General features: G+C 70.5%; 17 protein-coding genes. 9 read left to right on the top strand and 8 right to left on the bottom strand.

Translation table 11 applies throughout. From position 1 onward, the window contains the following. On the top strand, positions 1-819 hold the full coding sequence (rsmI, locus tag ACI3KX_RS14025) for a 16S rRNA (cytidine(1402)-2'-O)-methyltransferase (RefSeq protein WP_404910120.1): 819 nt from the start codon (positions 1-3) through the stop codon (positions 817-819). 5 nt (positions 820-824) lie between these two features. On the opposite strand, the gene ACI3KX_RS14020 is transcribed toward rsmI, so the two are convergent. From ACI3KX_RS14020 to ACI3KX_RS14000, 5 genes are all read right to left on the bottom strand, one after another. After that, positions 825-3,017 carry an arabinogalactan endo-beta-1,4-galactanase gene (locus ACI3KX_RS14020; protein ID WP_404910119.1) on the bottom strand — a complete coding sequence of 731 codons (2,193 nt, stop codon included), beginning with the start codon at positions 3,015-3,017 and terminating at the stop codon, positions 825-827. A 39-nt stretch (positions 3,018-3,056) separates the two neighbouring features. Further along, the gene (locus tag ACI3KX_RS14015; protein WP_363353035.1) at positions 3,057-3,968 is read right to left on the bottom strand and encodes a sugar ABC transporter permease; all 912 of its coding nucleotides are present in this window, start codon (positions 3,966-3,968) and stop codon (positions 3,057-3,059) included. Then, on the bottom strand, positions 3,968-5,587 hold the full coding sequence (locus ACI3KX_RS14010; RefSeq protein WP_349427998.1) for an ABC transporter permease subunit: 1,620 nt from the start codon (positions 5,585-5,587) through the stop codon (positions 3,968-3,970). The genes ACI3KX_RS14015 and ACI3KX_RS14010 overlap by 1 nt, the downstream gene beginning before the upstream one ends. Before the next feature lie 158 nt (positions 5,588-5,745). Beyond that, the gene (locus ACI3KX_RS14005; RefSeq protein WP_363353031.1) at positions 5,746-6,978 is read right to left on the bottom strand and encodes an extracellular solute-binding protein; all 1,233 of its coding nucleotides are present in this window, start codon (positions 6,976-6,978) and stop codon (positions 5,746-5,748) included. Positions 6,979-7,024: 46 nt separating this feature from the next. Further along, a complete protein-coding gene (locus ACI3KX_RS14000; RefSeq protein ID WP_404910118.1) occupies positions 7,025-9,043 on the bottom strand; it encodes a beta-galactosidase in 2,019 nt (672 codons plus the stop codon). 205 nt (positions 9,044-9,248) lie between these two features. Here ACI3KX_RS14000 and ACI3KX_RS13995 point away from each other — a divergent pair, with 205 nt between their 5' ends. From ACI3KX_RS13995 to ACI3KX_RS13980, 4 genes are all read left to right on the top strand, one after another. Next, entirely contained in the window at positions 9,249-10,265 is a 1,017-nt protein-coding gene (locus tag ACI3KX_RS13995; protein ID WP_404910117.1) for a LacI family DNA-binding transcriptional regulator, read from the top strand. A 150-nt stretch (positions 10,266-10,415) separates the two neighbouring features. After that, positions 10,416-11,993: a methionine--tRNA ligase gene (gene metG, locus ACI3KX_RS13990; protein WP_363353025.1), complete on the top strand. Its 1,578-nt coding sequence runs from the start codon at positions 10,416-10,418 to the stop codon at positions 11,991-11,993. Further along, positions 11,993-12,907, top strand: a complete 915-nt coding sequence (locus tag ACI3KX_RS13985) for a TatD family hydrolase (RefSeq protein ID WP_349427993.1) — start codon at positions 11,993-11,995, stop codon at positions 12,905-12,907. The genes metG and ACI3KX_RS13985 overlap by 1 nt, the downstream gene beginning before the upstream one ends. Positions 12,908-12,925: 18 nt before the next feature. Next, on the top strand, positions 12,926-13,447 hold the full coding sequence (locus ACI3KX_RS13980; protein ID WP_404910116.1) for an NUDIX domain-containing protein: 522 nt from the start codon (positions 12,926-12,928) through the stop codon (positions 13,445-13,447). Positions 13,448-13,529: 82 nt separating this feature from the next. Here ACI3KX_RS13980 and ACI3KX_RS13975 read toward each other — a convergent pair whose 3' ends face one another. Further along, positions 13,530-14,834: an MFS transporter gene (locus ACI3KX_RS13975; RefSeq protein ID WP_363353019.1), complete on the bottom strand. Its 1,305-nt coding sequence runs from the start codon at positions 14,832-14,834 to the stop codon at positions 13,530-13,532. Positions 14,835-14,885: 51 nt separating this feature from the next. Beyond that, positions 14,886-16,349 carry a sugar porter family MFS transporter gene (locus ACI3KX_RS13970; RefSeq protein WP_363353017.1) on the bottom strand — a complete coding sequence of 488 codons (1,464 nt, stop codon included), beginning with the start codon at positions 16,347-16,349 and terminating at the stop codon, positions 14,886-14,888. A gap of 169 nt (positions 16,350-16,518) precedes the next feature. Here ACI3KX_RS13970 and rsmA point away from each other — a divergent pair, with 169 nt between their 5' ends. Both rsmA and ACI3KX_RS13960 read left to right on the top strand, forming a co-directional pair. Further along, a complete protein-coding gene (gene rsmA / locus ACI3KX_RS13965) occupies positions 16,519-17,379 on the top strand; it encodes a 16S rRNA (adenine(1518)-N(6)/adenine(1519)-N(6))-dimethyltransferase RsmA (protein WP_363353015.1) in 861 nt (286 codons plus the stop codon). A gap of 118 nt (positions 17,380-17,497) precedes the next feature. After that, on the top strand, positions 17,498-18,418 hold the full coding sequence (locus tag ACI3KX_RS13960; RefSeq protein WP_404910115.1) for a phosphodiesterase: 921 nt from the start codon (positions 17,498-17,500) through the stop codon (positions 18,416-18,418). On the opposite strand, the gene ACI3KX_RS13955 is transcribed toward ACI3KX_RS13960, so the two are convergent. Further along, positions 18,366-19,952, bottom strand: coding sequence for a stealth conserved region 3 domain-containing protein (locus tag ACI3KX_RS13955; RefSeq protein WP_404910114.1), 1,587 nt, complete (start codon positions 19,950-19,952; stop codon positions 18,366-18,368). The two genes, ACI3KX_RS13960 and ACI3KX_RS13955, sit on opposite strands and share 53 nt — an antisense overlap. A 192-nt stretch (positions 19,953-20,144) precedes the next feature. Between ACI3KX_RS13955 and ACI3KX_RS13950 the strand changes: the two genes are divergently transcribed. Continuing rightward, a complete protein-coding gene (locus ACI3KX_RS13950; protein ID WP_404910113.1) occupies positions 20,145-21,212 on the top strand; it encodes an aldo/keto reductase in 1,068 nt (355 codons plus the stop codon). Continuing rightward, positions 21,209-22,132, top strand: coding sequence for a 4-(cytidine 5'-diphospho)-2-C-methyl-D-erythritol kinase (locus ACI3KX_RS13945; protein ID WP_363353009.1), 924 nt, complete (start codon positions 21,209-21,211; stop codon positions 22,130-22,132). Before ACI3KX_RS13950 ends, ACI3KX_RS13945 begins: the two co-directional genes overlap by 4 nt. Positions 22,133-22,153: the final 21 nt, after the last annotated feature.

Genomic DNA, 22,153 nt, shown 5'->3' with positions numbered 1-22,153 from the left:
GTGATCATCCTCGCGGCGACCCCCATCGGAAACCTCGGGGACGCGTCCCGCCGCCTCGTCGAGGCGCTCTCCGAGGCGACGGTCGTCGCCGCCGAGGACACCCGCACGACGCAGCGGCTGCTCGCCGCGCTCGGCATCTCGAACAGACCGCGCCTGATCGCCCTGCACGACCACAACGAGAAGGAACGCGCTCCGGAGCTCGTGGAGCTCGCCCGTGACCAGGACGTGCTCGTGCTGAGCGACGCCGGCATGCCCACGGTGAGCGACCCCGGCTACGGGCTCGTGGCGGCTGCCGCCGACGCGGGCGTCCTCGTGACAGTGATCCCGGGGCCGAGCGCGGTCGTGACCGCGCTCGCGGTATCGGGGCTGCCGACCGACCGCTTCACCTTCGAGGGATTCGTGGCGCGCAAGCCGGGAGAACGAGCGGCGGGCTTCCGCTCGCTCGCCTCGGAGCCGCGCACCATGGTCTTCTTCGAGGCGCCCTCGCGGGCGGCGGCCACGCTCGCCGATATGGCGACCGCCTTCGGCGCGGATCGGCGTGCGGCCGTCTGCCGCGAGCTCACGAAGCTGCACGAGGAGGTAGCGCGCGGACCGCTGGCCGACCTCGTCGCCTGGGCCGAGGCCGGCGTGCGGGGAGAGCTCGTGATCGTCGTCGAGGGGGCGCCGGCGCGCGCCGTCGCCTTCTCCGACGCGGTGACCCAGGTCCTCGAGCTCGTCCGCGAGGGCACACGCCTCAAGGCCGCCGCGGCCGAAGTGTCCGGCTTGACCGGACACTCCAGCCGCGAGCTGTATCAGGCAGCCCTCTCGATGCGCGGATAGCGCGCCTAGGGCTTCCGCTTCTTCAGCTGGTGCACCGCCTTCTCGACGAGCTTCGTGGCCGCCTTCACATCGACGGCCGTCGCCTTCGAACCGGCGAGCACGACCTCGCCCACCGCGACCGCCTCGTCGAGTCGGGCCAGCGAGGTGTCCGTGTACCGCGCGCGATCGACGGCTGCCGCCGCCGCGAGGGCGCGCTCCAGCGCGGTGGTGTCGGCTTCACCGCCGCCGCCGGTCGAGGCCGCGTCGACCAGGCGCACCTCGTCGAGCACGCCCCACGCGCCGGCCGCGAGCGAGAACTCCGCTGAGATCTCGACCACGCCGTCCGCTCCGACGACGATCGTGGGGATCTCGGCCGTGTGGAAGTCGTTCCACACGGTGAACTCCAGCGGTGCGCTCCACGATCCCTCCGACGTGGTGGCGCGCAACGTGCGTGCGTCCGTGGCGGGGCTGTTCGTGCCCTGCGTCGTCGCCTGCAGCACGTAGTTGCCCGCCGGAACGCCCGTCACCGTCTGCGAGACCGATGTCTCGTACGCCCACCCGTTCCAGAACGTCACGGCGTAGTCTCCGGCGAACGCGTCGGCGCTCTCCTGGCGCGCTGCGGGTGCCGTCAGCGACCACGCGCCCATATCGGCGCTCTCGAACCCGGGGTTCACGACGAAGTTCGGCGCGTCGACGGTGACGCTCGCCGTCACGGCGAGTCCGGAATCGGTGCGGCCGGGGATCGAGTACACACCGGGCCCGCGGATCCACTCGACGGCGTCGCTCCACTGCACCGCGTGGTACTCGGTGGTGCCGTCGTTGAAGTCGATCGCGAGGTTCTCGGGCAGCTCGATCGGCGCGCCGTCGACCACGACGAGCGACACCGCTTCCACGCCGACGATCTCGCGGGGCGCGACAGCGCCGGTGCGCACGTAGGAGAACGTGCGGAGCGACTCGAGCGGTGTGCCGTCCCACGCGAACAGCGCCTGGTTGTCCCACGCCGAACCGCCGTAGAACTCGCCGACGTGGAGCGGGTCGTAGTCGCTGGCGGCGCTCGTCGCCCAGCCCGAGCCGAACTGCTCCCAGAGCACGCGGTTGGCGTCCACCTCGGACGCCGGTCCGACGGGCAGCCAGGCCGGCTCCCAGTAGTACACCCCGATGCCCGCGGCGCCCACGGCCGCGACAGCCGCGATCACGTCGCGAAGCTCCCACGCCTGACCCTGCACGCTCACGGGGTACTGGCCGGTGATGCCGCCCGCGCCGATGACGTTCGGGTAGCCGTCGCCGTCCTCGAGCGTGTGCGCCCAGCTGGTCTCGGCGACCATGACCTTCTTGTCGTAGGTCGTGGCGATGTCCGACAGCACGGCGGTGAGGTTCTCCACGGTGCCGTGCCAGTACGGATAATAGGAGCTCGCGAAGACGTCGTAGTCGACACCGAACGACGCGAGGCCGGCCGCGTAGGTGGCGTACCGGCCCGCCGTCTCGGGGTTCGTGAAGTGCACCGCGACCAGCGCGCCGGGAAGCACCTCGCGGACGGCGGCGCTGCCGGCCGAGACCAGCGCCGCGAACTGCGCGTCGATCTCACGGCCCGACCGGGTGTGGCCGGCGATGGCGTTGTTGGTCTCGTTGCCGATCTGCACCATCCGCACGTCCACGCCGGCGTCGGCGAAACGCTGCAGCGCGCCGGCGGTGAAGTCGTGCAGCGCCGTGACGGTCTCGGCCTCGGTGAGAGCCTCCCACGCCTTCGGCGCGAGCTGACGCGCGGGGTCGGCCCAGAAGTCCGAATAGTGGAAGTCCACCAGCACGTCCAAGCCTGCGGCGGTCGCACGCTCCCCGATCTCGACGGCGCGGTCGACGTCGACGTTGCCGCCGCCGTAGCCGCGGCCCGTCGCGTCGTAGGGGTCGTTCCAGACGCGGACGCGCACCGAGTTCACGCCGTCGGCGGCGAGCACCTCCAAGAGGTCGGCGGGCTGCCCTGCGGCATCCCGGAACACCACGCCGCTCTCTTCGAGCGAGAGCACGGTGGAGACGTCGACGCCCATCGCGAAGTCGTCGGCAAGACCGTCGACCCTGTCGACGAAGATGCCGGCGTCGACCGGCTCGTCGGCCTCATCGGCGGCTGCCGGGGCCGCCAGCGCGAAGCCGGCGACGAGGGTGACGGATGCCGCGGCGGCGGCGAGGACGGACCGCACGGGGTGGCGGCGGAAGAGGGTGGACATGTTCTTCTCCGATCGACGGTGATCAGGGACCCGGGTGGGTCAGCCCTTGACGGAGCCGGCGGTGAGGCCGCCGACGATGTAGCGCTGCAGCGACAGGAAGAGGACGAGCACGGGGATGGCGGCGATGACGGCGCCGGCCGCGAACAGGCCCCAGTTGGAGGCGAGCTGGTTGGAGACCCACTGGTACATGCCGACGGCGAGCGTCCAGTTCTCCTCCGAGACGAGGACGATCTTGGCGATGATGTAGTCGCCGAACGCGGCGATGAAGGCCAGCAGCGCCACGACCGCGAGGATCGGCGTCACGAGCGGGATGATGAGCCGCCAGAAGATCTGCGCGTGCGTCGCGCCATCGATCTTCGCGGACTCGTCGATCTCGATCGGCACCGTGTTGAAGAAGCCGTACATCAGGAACGTGTTCACGCCGAGCGCACCGCCCAGGTATACGCAGATGAGCGCGATCTTCGAGTTGAGTCCGAGCACGGGCACCACCTCGCCGAGGGCCAGCAGCATGAGGAAGATCGCGACGAACGCGAGCGCCTGCGGGAACATCTGGATGATGAGGAGGCCCGTGAGCCCGGCCCGGCGCCCTGAGAAGCGGAAGCGCGAGAACGCGTAGGCCGCCGCGGCGCCCATCAGCACCGCGCCCACCGCGGCGATGCCGCCGATCAGCAGGGTGTTGCCCGCCCACGTCCAGAACCGGGTCTCGCCGAGTGCGGCGTAGTTGGACACGTCGATCACGCTGAAGAGGGCGTTGCTGGCGGCGAGCGTGCCGTTCGGGTTCAGCGACGCCGACAGCACGTACACGAGCGGGAAGATCGCGTAGAAGATCACGACGACGGCGAGGAGATACTTCCAGCCGACCTCGAGCAGCCAGCGCCGCCGGCGGGCGGCACGGCGATCTTCGGGGGCACGGGTGGCCCGTCCCGCAGCGACCTCGGTGGTGGTTGTCATCACTGGAACTCCTCGAGCTTGCGGGTCTGGCGGAACGCGATCGCCGAGATGCCCCCGACGACGGCGAACACGAGGATCGACAGCGCGCTCGCGAGGCCGTAGTCGGCTGCGCCGCCCGAGACCCCCGAGATGTCGTAGATCGCGGAGATCAGGATGTCGGTGGCGCCGAGCGCGTACGGCGCGCCGGGTATCGCCGGGCCGCCGTTGTTGAACATGTAGATGACCGTGAAGTTGTTGAAGCTGAACGCGAACGACGAGATCAGCAGGGGCGCGGTCGCGACGAGCACCAGCGGCAGGATGATGGACCGGAGCTGTCGGGTCCGGCCGGCGCCGTCGATGGATGCCGCCTCCAGCGTGTCCTGCGGAAGCGCCTGCAGCGCGCCGGTGCACACGAGGAAGTAGTACGGGTAGGTGAGCCACAGGTTCACCCAGACCACGGCGGCGCGGGCGAGCCATGGATCGCCCAGCCAGTTGATGTTGGCGCCGAAGAAGAACAGGTCGTTGATCACGCCGAACTCGGCGTTGAACATGCCGCGGAACAGCAGCGCCGACATGAACGCGGGGAACGCGTAGGGGAGGATGTACAGCGTTCGCAGGAACCGCCGGCCCTTCAGGCGCGCGTCGTTGTAGATGAGCGCGAGCAGGAGCCCCAGCGCGAACGGCAGCACGACCGAGAGCGTCGCGAACGCGAAGGTCCACACGGTGACCGAGAGCAGCGTCTGCGCGAGCGCGGGATCGGTGAACAGGCGGAAGAAGTTCTCGAACCCGACGTTCACGTACCAGCCGGTGGGAAGCGCCGAGCCGTCCTCGGCGACGAACGAGCCCTGGTCGTTCGCGGTGTAGACCGTGCCGGTGGTCGTGTCGGTGATCGTCTGGGCACCGGCATCCCACACCAGCGTCGACTCGTAGACGGCGCCCGACGAACCGTCGCGCGTGCGGATCGAGCCGTCGTTGGGGTCTTCCGACACCGCGACGCGCAGGCCGGCGATCTGCTCCTGCAGTTCGGCGTCGGTGATGACCGTGGTGCGCGGCACGACGTCCCAGCCAGGGACCTCCGTGGGGACGCCGCCGCTGCCCACTTCGGCATCCCGGGCCTCTTCCAGCGGCTGCTCGGCCGACCCGACGAGCACGTCGCCGTTCTCGTCGACGACCGCGAAGCCGAGCTCGCCGACCCGCTCGACCACCGAGAGCGGGTAGGTCGGCGAGTCCTCGATGCGACGCTCGCCCTGGATGAGCGCCGCCTCGACGGCCTGCTCCTGCGTGCCGGCGTGGCCCGTGCCGTAGTTCGTGAAGGCGATGTACGCGGTGTACCCGAAGATGAACACCTGGAACACGAGCAGGAACACCAGCCCCGGCAGCAGGTACTTGAGCGGCAGCGACCGTCTGGTGAAGTAGACGACGTCGGCCGCGAGCAGCAGCACGAGCGTCGCCGAGAACACGACCCACGACTCGACGCGGAACGCGCTCAGCAGCGTCATCACCCCGAATGCGTTGACGAGCGCCATCAGCGCGAGCTTCGCGAGGAAGCCCCAGCCGGGGCCCCGCCAGCGGCGCGCGTGCGATTCGCGCGGCGCGGGCTCTGCCGGCGCCCGTGGGGTGGTGGGTGCGTCCACCGTCATTCGTCTGCTCCTGTCACGGTCCCCGTCGACCTGGGGCAATCGGGGTGCGGATGTGTGGGGTCGAGATGGTGGGGTCCGGGAGGCGGGGAGAGGCACTCACCCGCCTCCCGGAGTCGATCGGCCGCAGGAGGTCCTGCGGCCCGTTCAGGCGACCGAGGTCAGCCGGCGACCGCGGCCTGGACGTCGGCGACCATCGTGTTCCACGTCGACACGGGGTCGGCGCCGTTGATGATCTGCGACTGTGCGGCGTTCCAGAGGTCCCACACCGAGCCCATCTCGGGGATGCTCGGCATCGGCACGCCGTTCTGCGCCGACGCGAGGAACCCCGCGATGATCGGGTCGGAGGAGACCTCGGTCGCCAGGGTCGACCACGCCGGGATGCGCGGGTCCGCCTCGTAGAGGGCGCGCTGCGCCTCCTCGGTGCCGAGGTAGTTCACGAGGAACTCCTGCGCGAGCAGCGCGTTCTTCGACTGCGAGCTCAGGTAGAAGCCCTGCACGCCCACGAACGGCGCCGCCGTCTCGCCGCCCGCCGTGGGGATCGGGTTCACCGCAATGTTCTCGACGTCGGGATAGGCGCTGATCGCCCAGGGACCCTGGATCGTGTACGGCGCCTTGCCGGTGTTGAACAGCTCGTTGTTGATGTCGTAGTCGACCGTCGTCGAGACGTAGCCGGTGCCGGCCGAGCCGTTGGCGCCGAGCCACGTGGCGAAGCCCTCGCCCGCCGCGCCGCCCATGCCGACCTCGGTCGTGTACGAGCCGGAGTCGTCCTGCACGAAGACCGGGGCGCCGAACGACGTCTGGAAGCCGTACATCGTGTAGCCGTCGCCGGTCTCGCCGTTGGTGTTGATCACGAACGGACGCTCGGCGCCGGACGCGAGGCCCTTCTGGATCATGTCGTCCCACGTCGCAGGGGCCTCGGCGCCGACGAGGTCGACGTTCTGCACCAGCGCGATGGTCTCGAGCGAGTACGGGAGGGCATAGAGCTGACCGTCGTAGGTCATGGCCTCGAGGGCGACCGGCTCGAACTCCGACGCCTTGTCGCCGAGGTCGATCGTGTCGACGACGCCCGCGGCGACGAGCGCGCCCAGCCAGTCGTGCGCGCCGACGGTGATGTCGGGGCCCTCGCCGGTGGGGACCTGCGCGATGAAGTCGTTGCGGAGGTCCTCGAAGTTCTTCTGCACGAGTGTGACCGTGGCGCCGGTCTCCTCTTCGAAGGCGGCCGCGGCGTCGGCGATGGACTGCTCGCGCTCCTCGTCGGTCCAGATGACGAGCTCGGCGCCGCTGCCGTCGGACTCGCTGTCGCCGTTGTCGGACGAGCCGCCGCCGGCGCAGCCGGCGAGGACGACCGCTGCCGTGAGCGCCAGCGCTCCGAGTGCGATCTGCTTTCGCATGGTTTCCCTTTCGGTGGTGGGTGGTGTTGCAGGTTTCGGGTTCGGGTCAGGAGGTGCGGTCCGTGCGGACGACCGCGATGCCGCCGGCGGTCACGACGAACTCCCCGTCGACCGCCCGGCCGGTGAGGAGCTCGACGCCCGAGGCGGCGAGCGTGACGTCGTCGTCCCGGTGGTTGATAGCGACCGTGTAGTCGGCCGCGTCTCCGCGGCGCACGACGACCTCGAGCCCCTCGGGGTGCACCGACGGCGCCACGCCGGCGTCGGCGTACACGTCGTTCATCACGGTGCGCAGGCCCGCGGCATCCAAGCGGGTGCTGATGTACCAGCCGTGTCCGGTGCCGTGCGAGTGGCGGGTGATCGCGGGCTTACCGGCACCGGGGCCGTCGACGTACGTCGCCCTCACGTCCGCCCCGCTCGGCACAAGGTCCTCCTGCCAGGCGTCGGCGAGGAGCGTGGCGGGTGCGGCACCCGTCCAGTGCACAGCGTGGCGGGCGCCCTCGCGCAGGGGCAGGAACTCCTCCACGGCCACGCCCAGCGCGTCGCGCAGCGGGGCGACGAAACCGCCCGGGTGGACGGCGTCGTTCTCGTCGACGATCGCGGAGAAGAAGGAGACGACGAGCGTGCCGCCGGCTTCGACGTATCGGGTCAGGTTCGCGGCATCGCCGGCACTCAGCAGGTACTGCGCGGGGGCGAGGACGAGCTTGTAGCCGGACAGGTCCTGACCGGGCAGCGCGAAGTCGACGGTGATGCCGTCGCGCCAGAGCCGCTCGTAGAACGCGCGGATCTGCTCGGCGTGCGAGACGTCCACCGACGGGCGCCACTCGAGGTCCTGCGCCCAGAAGGACTCGAAGTCCCACAGGATCGCGACCTCCGCCTGCACCCGCGAGCCCCGCACCTCGTCGAGGCGTCCCAGCGCGTCGCCGAGCTCGACGACCTCGCGCCACACGCGGGAGGTGGTGCCGGCGTGGGGGATCATCGCCGAGTGGAACTTCTCGGCGCCCGAGCGCGAGGCGCGCCACTGGAAGAAGAGGATCGCATCGGCGCCGCGCGCGAGGTGCGTGAGCGAGTTGCGGGCCATCTCGCCGGGACGCTTGGCGACGTTGCGCGGCTGCCAGTTCACCGCCGACGTCGAGTGCTCCATGAGGATCCACGGCTTGCCGTCGCCGACGGAGCGCGACAGGTCGGCCGCGATCGCGAGCCCGACCTCCCCCTCCGGGTCGGCCGCCCACAGGTAGTGGTCGTCCGACACGATGTCGACCTCGCGGGCCCAAGCCCACATGTCGGTCGTCCAGCTCTGGTTGGCCATGAAGTTCGTCGTGATCGGCTGCGGGGCATGGGCGCGGATGGCATCGCGCTCGGCGACGAAGCAGGCGCGGAGCTGGTGGTCGGTGAAGCGGGCGAAGTCCAGGCGCTGCGCCGGATTCACGACCGATGGCGCCGCCGCGGGGGCGCCGATATGGTGCCACTCGCCGTAGCGCTGGCCCCAGAACGTCGTTCCCCACGCCGCGTTGAGCGCGTCGAGGGTGCGGTACCTGTCGCGGAGCCACCCCCGGAAAGCGCGGACCGACTGGTCGGAGTAGTCCTCGCCGACCGGCACGCCGTACTCGTTGTGCACGTGCCAGAGGACGACGGCGGGGTGCGACGCGTAGCGCTCGGCGAGTGCCGACGCGATGCGGACGATCGCCTCGCGGTAGGCCGGTGAGGAGTGCGAAGCCATGCCGCGCGCTCCGAAGCCCATCGTGACCCCGTCGCGCGTGACGACGCGGGCGTCGGGGTGATCGGCGAAGAACCACGCCGGGGGAGAGGCGGTGGGGGTGCCGAGGTCGACCGAGATGCCGTTGTCGTGCAGCAGGTCGAGCAGCTCGTCGAGCCACGCGAAGTCGAAGACGCCCTCGCTCGTCTCGATCAGAGCCCAGGCGAAGATCCCGACGCTCACCATGTTGACGCCGGCCTCGCGCATCAGGGCGACGTCTTCGCGCCACACCTCCCGGGGCCACTGTTCGGGGGTGTAGTCGCCGCCATAGGCGATTCCCCGGATCTCGGGCCAGCGGTCGGGCGAAGTCATGGACGCTCCATCGGGTCGATGCGGGTGTGATCCGCAAGTCGTGGCGGGCACGGTCGGCGAGTGCGACTGTGACCGGTCACAGTTCTACCTGAGCGTGTGCCCGGACGCAGGCGCACGGCGTCAACCGTTACCCAACTGTGACCGGTCACAGTCAGGTCGTGTCGGCGCGATGTTCGCGGCCCGGCGGGGAGTAGAGTCGCTCGTCGTGGACGAGACGACGACCGTGCGGCGCAAACCGACGATCCGCGATGTGGCCGCGGCGGCCGGCGTCTCTCGCGGCACGGTGTCACGGGTCATCAACGGCGGGCACTGGGTGTCGCCCGACGCTCGCGTGGCCGTCGAGGAGGCGATCCGCCGCACCGGCTACACCGCCAACCACGCGGCGCGCAGCCTCGCAACCGGTCGTGCCGGGTCGCTCGCGTTCCTGCTCACCGAGCCGCAGCACTTGCTGTTCGACGATCCGACCTTCGCGCTCCTGCTCCGCGGCGCCGCCGAGGCGCTCGCCCAGCGGTCGATGACGCTGGTGCTGCTGGTCGCCGGCACACCGGCCGAGCGCGCCAACGTCACGCACTTCGTCAGTGCCGGTCACGTCGACGGCGTGCTGCTCATCTCGTCTCACGAAGCCGATCCGCTCGTGGAGGAGCTGCTCGAAGCCGGCGTGCCCACCGTATGCTGCGGCATCCCGCTCGGTCACGAAGCCCAGGTGCCGACGGTGTCGGTCGACGAGATCGGTTCGGCGCGCGAGATGACCCGTTACCTCCGGGGGCGCGGCCATCGCCGCATCGCGATGATCGCCGGCCCTCACGACACGCCGGGCGGCAGGTTCCGGCTCGTGGGCTTCGAGGAGGAGATGGGCGCGGACTTCGACCCCGCGCTCGTCGAGGAGGGCGACTACAGCCAGGAGTCCGGGGCCGTCGCGATGGCGCACCTGCTGGAGCGGACGCGCGACATCGACGCCGTCTTCGCCGCGAGCGACCTGATGGCCGCCGGCGCCGTCGCGACGCTGCGCAAGGCGGGGCTGCGCGTCCCCGAAGACATCGCGGTCGCGGGATTCGACGACTCGGGTCTCGCCGCCACTCATGAGCCCGCGCTCACCACGATGCGCCAGCCATGGGACCGCATCAGCGACGGGATGGTGTCGCTGCTCCTGGAGGTCATCGCCGGGGCTCACCCGGAGCCCATCACGCTGCCGACGACCCTCATCGTGCGCGACAGCGCCTGAGTGCTGCCTTCCGGGCCTGAGTGCTGCGTTCCGGGGCCTGAGCGCTGCCTTCCGGGCCCGAGTATTACGTTCGGGCCCGTTTTCTCCGCGCGCGTGGCGGCGTCCGGTCACAGCGGCGGACGGGGCATCCGCGCTGGCTAGACTCGTCGGGTGACTTCCGGCCCCTCGTCCTTCTACATCACGACGCCGATCTACTATCCGAGCGACGTGCCCCACATCGGCCACGGCTACACCACCGTGGCGGTCGACACCCTCGCGCGCTGGCACCGCCAGGCGGGCGACGACACCTGGATGCTGACCGGCACCGACGAGCACGGACAGAAGATGATGCGGGCGGCCGCCGCGAACGGCGCGACGCCGCAGGAATGGGTCGACCGTCTCGTGGGCGAGTCGTGGTTCCCGCTGCTGAAGACGCTGGACGTCGCCAATGACGACTTCATCCGCACGACGCAGCCGCGCCATGAGGAGCGTGTCCGCGCGTTCGTGCAGGCGATCTACGACCGCGGCTACATCTACGCCGGCGAGTTCGAGGCGCTCTATTGCGTGGGCTGCGAGGAGTTCAAGACGGAGTCCGAGATCGTCGACGGCACCGGGCCCTTCGAGGGTCTCAAGGTCTGCGCGATCCACTCCAAGCCGCTCGAGCTGCTGCAGGAGAAGAACTACTTCTTCAAGCTGAGCGAGTTCCAGGACAAGCTCCTCGAGCTCTACTCCGGCGGCGACTTCATCCGGCCGGAGTCGGCGCGCAACGAGGTCGTCTCGTTCGTCAGGAACGGCCTGAAGGACCTCTCGATCTCGCGGTCGACGTTCGACTGGGGCATCAAGGTGCCGTGGGACGAATCGCACGTGATCTACGTGTGGGTCGACGCGCTGCTCAACTACGCGACGGCCGTCGGCTACGGCAGCGACCCCGTGGAGTTCGCGCGACGCTGGCCCGCCTACCACGTCGTCGGCAAGGACATCCTGCGCTTCCACGCCGTCATCTGGCCCGCGATGCTGATGGCCGCCGGCGTCGACGTGCCCAAGGGCGTCTTCGCGCACGGCTGGCTGCTCGTCGGTGGCGAGAAGATGTCGAAGTCGAAGCTCACCGGCATCGCCCCGACCGAGATCACCGACGTGTTCGGCTCGGACGCCTACCGGTTCTATTTCCTGTCGGCGATCGCGTTCGGGCAGGACGGATCGTTCTCGTGGGAGGACCTCTCGGCCCGCTACCAGGCGGAGCTCGCGAACGGCTTCGGCAACCTCGCGTCGCGCACCACCGCCATGGTCGAGCGCTACTTCGAAGGAATCGTGCCGCCGCCCTCGTCGTACACCGAGGCCGACCTGCACATCCAGACGACGGTGGCGGATGCCGCGGCTCGCGCCGACGATGCGATCGAGCGATTCCGCATCGACGAGGCGATCAGCTCGGTCTGGACGATCGTCGACGCGCTCAACCTGTACATCACCGAGAACGAGCCGTGGGCGCTCGCCAAGGACGACTCCCAGCGGGAGCGCCTCGGCACCGTGCTGTACACGGCGGCAGAGGGCCTCCGTGCGCTGGCGGTGCTGCTGTCGCCGGTCATGCCGGAGTCGACCGAGAAGCTCTGGATCGCGCTCGGCGCCGCAGAGTCGATCGGCCGCCTGCAGGACCAGCCGATCCGCGAGGCGGGCGGATGGGGCGTGCTGAAGCCCGGCACGTCGGTCAACGGCCTGGCACCGCTCTTCCCGCGCGTCGAGCAGTCGGTCTGATGGCGACACCCCCCGTCCCGTACCCGGCGGAGGGCTCGGACCCCTCGCAGTACGTCCGCACCCGCGAGAAGGGCTCGCGCGACGTCACGTACCCCGTGGCGCCGGAGCCCCTCGCGGTGCCGGTCTACGACAACCACGCCCACCTCGAGATCGAGGACGGCGAGGTCGGTCTGTCGCTCGACGAGCAGCTGCAGCGCGCGGCGGCGGTCGGCGTCGTCGGCGTCGTGCAGGCGGGCGGCGACATCGACTCGAGCCGGTGGTCCGCGTGGGCCGCGGCATCCCATCCCCGCGTGCTGGCGGCCGTCGCCATCCACCCCAACGAGGCGCCCGCGTACAAGACGGCCGGCCGCCTCGACGAGGCGATCGCGGTGATCGACGAGCTGGCGGCGCAGCCGCGCGTGCGTGCGATCGGCGAGACCGGCCTCGACTTCTTCCGCACCGGCGAGGACGGGCGGCCCGCGCAGTTCGAGAGCTTCGAGGCGCACATCGCGCTCGCGAAGAAGCATGGCGTCGCGATGCAGATCCACGACCGCGACGCCCACGACGCCGTGCTCGAGACCCTGGATCGGGTGGGTCCGCCGGAGCGGACCGTCTTCCACTGCTTCTCGGGCGACGCGGCCATGGCCCGCCTCGCGGGCGAGCGCGGCTACTGGCTGTCGTTCGCCGGCAACGTCACCTTCAACAATGCGCAGAACCTCCGCGACGCGCTCGCGGTGATCCCGCGCGAGCGGATCCTGGTCGAGACGGATGCCCCGTTCCTGACCCCGACGCCGCACCGCGGTCGTCCGAACGCGCCGTACCTCGTCCCGGTGACGGTGCGATTCATGGCCGCCGAACTCGGCGTCGACGTCGACGAGCTGTGCGCACAGCTCGCGGCGAACACGCTCGAGGTCTACGGAGCGTTCGAGGACTGACGGGATTCGAGGAGCGCTGTGGACGGCGAGCTGTGGGATGTGACGGATGCCGACGGCATCCCCACCGGACGCACGCACCGTCGCGGCGACCCGGACTTCCCGGCGGGGATGTTCCACATCGTGGCGTCGGTGTGCGTCGTGCGCGGCGACGGGCTCGTGCTCATGACGCGCCGCGCGGCCACCAAGGACTTCCCGCTGGACTGGGAGTTCCCGGCGGGCAGCGCCCTCACCGGCGAGACGAGCGCCCAGGCCGCGGTGCGTGAGCTCGCCGAAGAGGCCGGGGTCCGGGTCGGCGCCGACGACGTGGTGCTGGTCGGCCGGCTCACCGAGCGGACGGCCCTGTTCGACGTCTATGTCACGGCCGTCGCGGGCGACCCGGCCCTGACGCTCGACCCGGAAGAGGTGTGCGAGAGCGCGTGGGTCCCGTTCGCGGAGGCGCTCCGCCGCGCAGCGGCGGGCGAGATGGCAGCGCCATGGGTGCCGCGGCTGGAGCGGTTCGGCACGCGTCTGGCCGAGCTCGTGGACTCGCGAGGCGCGTAGCCGGCTGATCCACCGGGCGGCGGCTCAGGTGTCGATCCGATACCGCACGGGTGTCTGCCGATGAGCCTTGCCGCTGCACCCGTCAGTCGGGCAACGGCATCCCGCCGGCACCCGGCTCTTGCGAGGGTCGCACATCGCCCTCCGTGCCGTCGCCGAGCACGGGCTTGGCGGCGGCGATGTGCGAGATCGAGCGCCACACCAGCAGCAGAGTGATCGCCGATCCCGCGAAGGCGAACCACCACGGGGCGGTGAGTCCGAACAGCTGGGCCAGGATGCCGCCGATGAACTGCCCGATCACGAGACCGCCGAAGACGCCCACCATGTTGACCGAGGCGATCCGGCCTTGCAGCTCCATCGGCACGAGTCGCTGGCGCACGGTGGTCGAGATCGTGCCCCACACGAACGCGTACACCCCGAAGCCGAACATGATGACGAACGCGACGGGCGGGGACGTCGTGAGGGCGAAACCCAGGTGCATGAGCACCTCGAGCGACAGGCACACGCGCATCAGCGTCGAGAACGACACGTGCTTCTCGAGCCAGCCGAAGCTCGCGATGCCGACGAGGCCGCCGAGCGCGGATGCGGTGGTGAGCGCCCCGTAGCCGACGGGGCCCATGCCGAGGTGCTCGGTGGCGTAGAGCACCAGGACGCCCCACGGCGCGGCCCAGGTGACGTTGAACACCAGGATGATGATCACGAGGGTGCGCACCGGCGCGTTGTGACGCAGCCACCGGAGGCCCTCGCGGATCGCGTGCACCTTGGTGCCCGGTGGGGCACCTGGCTGATCCGGCACGGGCGTGCGGGCGATGCGCGAGATGAGCAGCACAGCGAGTGACACGCAGATCACCTGCAGCAGGAACGGCCAGAACGATCCGAGCGCGAAGAGGAACGCTCCCAGCGGCGGACCGGCGAGCTGGTTGGCCACGAGGAAGCCGGCCTGCATCCGGGCGTTGCCTATGCCGAGGTCGGCGGGCTTGACCAGCATCGGCAGCAGCGTGCTGCCGGCGGAATCGGCGAACACCTCGGCCGTGCCGTAGAGGAACGCCGTCGCGAGCACGAGCCACACCGTCGCCTGGCCGGTGACGAGGAAGACGACCAGGGCGAGGACGACCACCGCTCGCAGTCCGTTGGCCAGCATGACGAGGCGGCGGCGGTCGTGGTGGTCGGCGACAGCCCCTGCGAGCAGCCCGAACAGCAGCCACGGCAGGAACTGCATCATGGCGCCCGCGGCGACGAGGAACGGCGACGAGGTCAGCGACGCGATCAGCAGAGGCGCGGCGGCGAGTGCGATGCCGTCGCCGAGATTGCTCGTCCACGACGACGCGAGCAGCCAGCGGAAGTCTGTCCCGAGGCGGCGCGGCGCGATGATCTCCCCGAGCGAAGGCATCCCGCCATCCTATGAGGGCGGCGGGATGCGCGACGGCCCGCGGGCGCGACGTCAGCTCGTGGGCGTGGCCGCGCCCTTATGCGTGAACAGCGTCTCGGTCTGCTCGATGTCCATGCCCTTGGTCTCGGGAATGCGCAGGAGCACGTAGAAGAACGAGAGCGCCGCGAACAGGGCGTACATGCCGTATGTGAGCGGCAGCGACCACGACGACATCGCGGGGAACGAGATCGTGATGAGGAAGTTCGCGATCCACTGCGCGCCGGCGGCGACGCCGAGAGCCTTGCCGCGGATGCGGCTGGGGAAGATCTCGCCGAGCAGCACCCAGACGAGAGGGCCCCACGAGGCGCCGAATCCGACGACGAAGACGTTCGCCGCGATGAGCGCGATCGGTCCCCACGGTGCGGGCAGGGTGACCGCGCCCTCGGCGTCGGTCTCGGAGAACACGAACGAGATCGCCATCAGGCCGAGCGAGAGCGCCATCATCACGGAGCCCGTGAGCAGGATCGGCTTGCGCCCCACGCGGTCGACCAGGAAGATCGCGATGAGCGTCACGAGCACGTTCGTGATCGAGGTCACGACGCTGATCGTGAACGAGTCGCTCTCGTCGAACCCGACCGACTGCCAGAGGCTCGTCGAGTAGTAGAAGATCACGTTGATGCCGACGAACTGCTGGAACACCGACAGGATGATGCCGACCCAGACGATCCGCTGCAGGCCCAGCACGGGACCCCGCAGCGAGACGCCGGCATTCTTGCGGTCCGTCTCTATCGCGGTCTGCAGATCGCGCATGGTGTGGTCGAGGTCTGCGGCCGGGACGAGCCGCGAGAAGATCTCCTTCGCCTCGTCGTAGCGGCCCTTCGCGATCAGGTAGCGAGGGGACTCCGGCAGCGTGAACGACAGGATGCCGTACACCGCCGACGGGATCACGCCGACGAGGAACATCCACCGCCACGCCTCGAGTCCGAACCACAGCACGTTGTCGGCACCACCCGCGGTGTTCGCCAGCAGTGCGTCCGACAGGAGGGCGGCGAAGATGCCGATCGTGATCGCGAGCTGCTGCAGCGACGCGAGCCCGCCGCGGATCTGGCGAGGCGCGATCTCGGCGATGTATGCGGGAGCGATCACCGACGCGATGCCGATGCCGAGACCGCCGATGACGCGCCACAGCGCGAGGTCCCAGGCCGAGAACGCGAGGCCGGCGCCGATGGAGCTGACGAAGAACATGATCGCGCCGAGGAACATGACCCGCAGGCGCCCCCAGCGGTCCGACAGGTTGCCGGCGATGATCGCTCCCACGGCACAGCCGAGGAGGGCGATGGCGACGACGAACCCGGTGATGACGTCGTTGAGCGCGAAGTCCTTCGAGATCGAGTCGACGGCGCCGTTGATGACCGACGAGTCGAAGCCGAACAGGAAGCCGCCGACGGCGGCGGCGACCGAGAGGCCGATCGCCCGTCGCCCGTAGGGGCTTCGGAGAGAGAACGCGTCTGCGGGGATCGATCCGGTCGAACTCATGGTCGTACGCTAGCGGCCGACCGCCCCGAGGGCGAGGCAATCGACGGCTCGTCGGCGAACCGAGTGGTGCGGCTCCCGCCGGCGCCGCAGGACGGATGCCGGCACGCGTGGCGCCGGCGACCAAGGACTCCCGGCCGGCCCCCGCCGCGACGATGGGTACAGTGAACGCATGCCCGTGACACTCCTCGGTGCGGCCGAGATCCGCGCGCTGGCCGCCGACCTCGACGTGACGCCGACCAAGAAGCTCGGGCAGAACTTCGTCGTCGACGCAAACACGGTGCGCAAGATCGTGAGCGTCGCCGAGGTGGCTCCGGGCGACCGCGTGGTCGAGGTGGGGCCGGGACTCGGGTCGCTGACTCTCGCGATCCTCGAGGCGGGCGCATCCGTCACCGCCGTCGAGATCGACCACCGACTCGCCGAGCGCCTGCCGGCGACGGCGGCCGCGCACGGCGTCGCAGACGGCGCTCTCACCGTCGTGGACGCGGACGCGTTGCGTGTCACCGAGCTTCCGGGCGACCCCGCCGTGCTCGTGGCGAACCTGCCCTACAACGTCAGCGTGCCGGTCCTGCTGCACTTCCTCGAGAACTTCCCCGGCCTCGAACGCGGTGTGGTCATGGTGCAGGCCGAGGTGGGGGAGCGCCTCGCCGCCCCGCCCGGATCGAAGGTGTACGGCGCCCCGAGCGTCAAGGCCGCCTGGTACGGACCCTGGCGTCTGGCCGGCACCGTCTCGCGCCAGGTGTTCTGGCCCGTCCCGAACGTCGACAGCGTGCTCGTCGGATTCCGCCGCGACCCCGAGCCCCGCGGTGACGAGGCCCTCCGCCGGAGGACGTTCGGCATCGTCGACGCGGCTTTCCAGCAGCGGCGGAAGATGCTGCGTCAGGCCACGTCGGGCGTTCTCGGGGGCACCGCGGCCGCGGCGTCGGCGGTGCTGGAGAGCGCGGGAGTGGCGCCGACCGCACGCGGCGAGGACCTCTCCATCGACGATTTCGTGCGCATCGCGCGGGCTGCCGGAGACGCCGTCGTCGTGTGAGTTTCGTGATTGTTCACCGTGTGGTGACCGGACGGCCCGAAACATGCCGGTAACATTTCTGCGTCCGCCGTCCCGTTCCACGGGCAGCTCGCCTCGCGGCGGACCGGAGTGAATCGACATGCGACCCGCCGAATATCCGGCCCCTGAACGCATCTTGCTGCACATCAGCGACACCCACCTGCGCGCGGCGTCGACGCCGCGCCTGTTCGATGCCCTGGACGGTGCGGCCCAGCTGGCCCGCGCGCTGGGGGTCATCGAGGACTCGGGCATCCGGCCCGACGCGGTCGTCTTCACGGGCGACCTCGTCGACCTGGGGGAGCGCGGCGCCTACGCCGACCTCCGCGCCCTCGTCGAGCCGTTCGCAGCGCGCATCGGCGCACGGGTGCTGTGGGTGATGGGCAACCACGACGATCGTGCGGCATTCCGCGCCGAGCTGCTCGGCGAGGCATCGGATCTCCGCCCCGTCGACCGCGTCGACGAGCTCGACGGCCTCCGCGTCGTCACCCTCGACACGAGCGTCCCCGGGCACCACCACGGCGAACTGCGCGACGAGCAGCTCGCGTGGCTCGTCGACGTACTGGCCACGCCGGCGCCGCTCGGCACGATCCTCGCCATGCACCACCCTCCCGTTCCGGCGGTGCTGCCGCTCGCGGCGAGCGTCGAGCTGCGCGACCAGGCGCGCCTGGCGGCGGTGCTGCGCGGCAGCGACGTCCGCGCCGTCATCGCCGGCCATCTGCACTACTCGACCTTCGCGACCTTCGCCGGCATCCCCGTGTCGGTGGCGTCATCCACCTGCTACGCGCAGGACCTGACGGTTCCCGTCGGCGGCACCCGGCCGCAGGACGGCGCGCAGGCGTTCAATCTCGTCCACGTCTACGACGACACCGTCGTGCACTCGGTCGTGCCCGTCGACGCGCCGCGCACCCTCGAGTACATCGACGCCGACGAGGCGCAGCGCCGGCTGCGCCTGGCCGACGTCGCGCCCCTCAGCGCCGCGCCGAGGGATGCGCCGACCGAGCCGATTCCTCTGCTGCGCTGAGCTCGGCGCGCTCCCACGGCGCCCGCACCGGGAACATGCGCTCCAGCGCATCGCGAAGGCTCTGTACGCGCACGTCCTCGGGCACCTCGGCGTTGCCGCCGTCGTTGAGGCAGAACATGTCGACATCAGTGCGCTCGGCCAGGCGCTGCATGCGGCGAAGACCCGACGCCATCGTGGTCTGCGCGTAGCGCACGCGCGGCTCGCGCGTGGCGACGGCGCGCCCGGTCATGAGCGCGTAGTAGTGGTAGAGGCTGTTCGTGACCGAGATATCGGTGGCCGAGCGGAAGCGGGATGCCGCCGTCCGGGCGAAGTCGTCGGGGAAGGCCTCCTCGAGCTCGGCCATCACGCTCTTGCGCAGCGGCGTCGCGCAGTGGTCGAGGTCGCGCACGATGGTGCGCCCGAACCGCTCGCCGAGGAGGGCGCGGTTGACGCGGAGTCCGTTGTCGTGTCCGCTGCGGTGCGGCGCGGGGGCACCGGCCCCGATCCGCACCTCGCACTCGACGAACTTCGTCACCCCCCCGGGCGTGAAGAACAGCTCCGGCTCCACCAGCCGCCCGAAGAACATGTCGTCGTTCGAGTACAGGAAGTGCTCGGCCAGCCCCGGGATCCGGTGCAGCTGCGCCTCGACGGCGTGCGAGTTGTGGGTCGGCAGGACCGACGGGTCGGCGAAGAACTCCTCGCTGCGGACGATCGTCACCTTCGGGTGGTCGAGCAGCCACGACGGCGCGGGCGAGTCGGTCGCGATGAAGATCCGCCGCACCCAGGGCGCGTACATGTGGACGCTGCGCAACGCATAGCGCAGCTCGTCCACGTGCCGGAAGCGCGCGGGGCTGTCGTCGCCGTCGCCGACGACGTACTCGGCCATCTGGGCGGCGCGCATGCGCTGGAACGCGCTCGATGAGCCGTCCACCCACGAGAAGACGAGGTCGACCTCCTCGGTGAACTCGTGGGGCTGCGGATCGAACATGCCGTCGAGCGTCCGCCAGGAACGCCCGTAGCGCTCGACGGTCGTGTACGCGAGGTCGTCGGCGGGCGTGAGCTTGCGGGTGAGTGCGTTGTCGCGCGGCGCCTCGACGAGGTCGTCGGTGAAGCGCCAGAGCTCGAGGTGGGCGCCGAGCGCGGCGGTGTAGCGAAGGGTGCCGTTGCGGCTGATCCGGGGACGGTAGACGCGCACGGCCGTCGGTGCCGCCGCGAGGGGCTGGGCGTCTGAGGCGAGCACCGGCGGACGCCCCTTCGCCTTGAGGTACAGCGGCTCCGTATCGCAGAGACCGTCGAGCGCCGCCAGGGCGGCGTCGCGATCGGCGAGGTCGATCGCCAGCGCGGGGACCGCGCGATCGTGGCGGATGAGCGTCACGGTGATGCCGGCCGCCTCCAGGGCGCCGGCGACGAGCAGCAGATCCGACGTGCGGGCCTCGACCGGCGTGACATCGTCGTGCACGAGATGCAGGATGCCGCGGTCGACGGCGATGTCCGCGCGCTCCAGCAGCCCCGTCCACGTACGGGCGGGCTGCGGCAGAGCCGAGAGTGCGGCCATATTTCCTCCTTCGCTGGCGACGACGTGTCGCCGTCCGGTGTGGTCACCCTAGGCATCATCCGTTACGAAGACGTTTCCTCTTGCATCCCTTGACAGGCCGGCACTGCGTGTGCCCTGCTCGAGGACACCCGGGGGAGTACACGCCGGCGGCTGTCACCTGCGCGCCGGACGCCGCGCCGATAGCCTGGACCGGTGACCGAAGACGCGCGCTACCTGTCCCGTGGAGGAGACCTCCACCGCCCTTACGCCGCCGCCCACGACCGCTACGATCTCGCGGAATACCGCCGCGTCGGAACGTCGGGCCTGACCCTTCCGCCCGTCTCTCTCGGCCTGTGGTGGAACTTCGGCGACAACATCCCGTTCGACAACCAGCGGGCGCTGCTGCGCCACGCCTTCGATCGCGGCATCACCCACTTCGATCTGGCCAACAACTACGGTCCGCCGTACGGCAGCGCCGAGACGAACTTCGGCCGCATGATGCGCGAGGACTTCGCCCCGTACCGCGACGAGCTCATCATCTCGTCGAAGGCCGGCTACGACATGTGGCACGGGCCCTACGGGAACGGCGGCGCGCGCAAGTACCTGCTGGCCAGCGCGGAGCAGTCCCTGCGGCGCATGAACGTCGACTACGTCGACATCTTCTACTCGCACCGCGTCGATCCCGACGTGCCGGTCGAAGAGACCGTGGGGGCGCTCGACACGCTGGTGCGTCAGGGCAAGGCCCTCTACGTGGGCATCTCGTCGTACAGCGCCGAGCGGACGGCGGTGGCGGCATCCGTGGCCCGCTCGCTCGGCACCCCGCTGGTCATCCACCAGCCGTCGTACTCGATCCTCAACCGCTGGATCGAAGACGGCCTGACGGGCGTCCTGACGCAGGAGGGCATGGGCGCGATCGCGTTCACTCCGCTCGCCCAGGGCCTGCTCACCGACAAGTACCTCGGCGACGGTTCCGCCGAGCGCGCGCAGCAGCGCGCGTCGCTTCCGGGCGGCTCGCTCAGCGAGAAGGGTCTCAGCACCCTCCGCTCGCTCGACGTCATCGCGAAGGGGCGCGGGCAGACGCTCGCGCAGATGGCGATCCAGTGGGTGCTGCGCGACCCCGTGGTCGCATCCGCGCTGATCGGCGCATCGCGTCCGGCGCAGCTCGACGAGAACCTCAAGGCGCTCGATGGTCCGGCGTTCGACACCGAGGAGCTCGAGCGCATCGACGCGCTGTCGGACGGCATCGACGTGGACCTCTGGGCGGAATCGGCGAACCGGTGACGCAGGCTCTCGCCCCCGACGGCGTCCGGGTGCGGGCGCCGGGCAAGCTGAACCTCTTCTTCGAGGTCGGCGGCGTGCACGACGACGGCTACCACGACGTCGCGTCGGCGTACCAGGCGGTCTCGCTCTACGAGGACGTGTGGGCCTCGTCGTCCGACGAGTTCACCGTGGCGATCTCAGGCACGGTCGACGTGTCGGGCGTGCCGGCCGACGACCGCAACCTCGCGGTGCGCGCGGCGCGGCTCGTGGCTCAGCGCATCGGGTACTCCGGCGGCGTGCACCTCGACATCGTCAAGCACGTGCCCGTCGCCGGCGGCATGGGCGGCGGATCCGCGGATGCCGCAGCCGCCCTCGTCGCCTGCGACGCGCTGTGGGGGGCCGAGCTCGGCAGCGCCGAACTGCACAAGCTGGCGTCCCGTCTGGGCGCCGACGTCCCCTTCGCCCTCATGGGAGGAACGGCGATCGGAACCGGCCGCGGCGACCAGCTCAGCCCTGCCCTCGCGAAGGGCCGGTTCGACTGGGTGCTGGTGCCGTCGAACGCGGGCCTGTCGACCCCCGAGGTGTACGCGCACCTCGACGAGCTGCGCGCGCGCCCCGACATCGCGGCGACCGGTGCGCCGGCCGTGGATCCGGCGGTGCTGCAGGCGCTGCGCGCCGGCGATCCGGTCGCCCTCGCCGAACACACCCGCAACGACCTGCAGATCGCGGCGCTCTCGCTGCTCCCGCAGCTGCGGGAGGTGCTCGAACTGGGCGAGGAGTCCGGAGCGCTCGCGGGGCTGGTGTCGGGGTCCGGCCCTACCCTGGCATTCCTGGCCGTCGATCCGGAGTCCGCACTCGAACTGCAGATCACGCTGTCGGCCGCGGGGTACGAGGCGCTTCACGTGCACGGCCCGGTGGCCGGTGCGCGTGTGGTCACCTAGACCGCCGGCCTGAGTCCCGCA

The sequence above is a fragment of the Microbacterium sp. ZW CA_36 genome (assembly GCF_044987475.1).
Taxonomy (GTDB): Bacteria; Actinomycetota; Actinomycetes; order Actinomycetales; family Microbacteriaceae; genus Microbacterium.
Note: the sequence above shows the minus strand (reverse complement) of the source record. Positions and strands in the feature narration are given on the sequence as shown.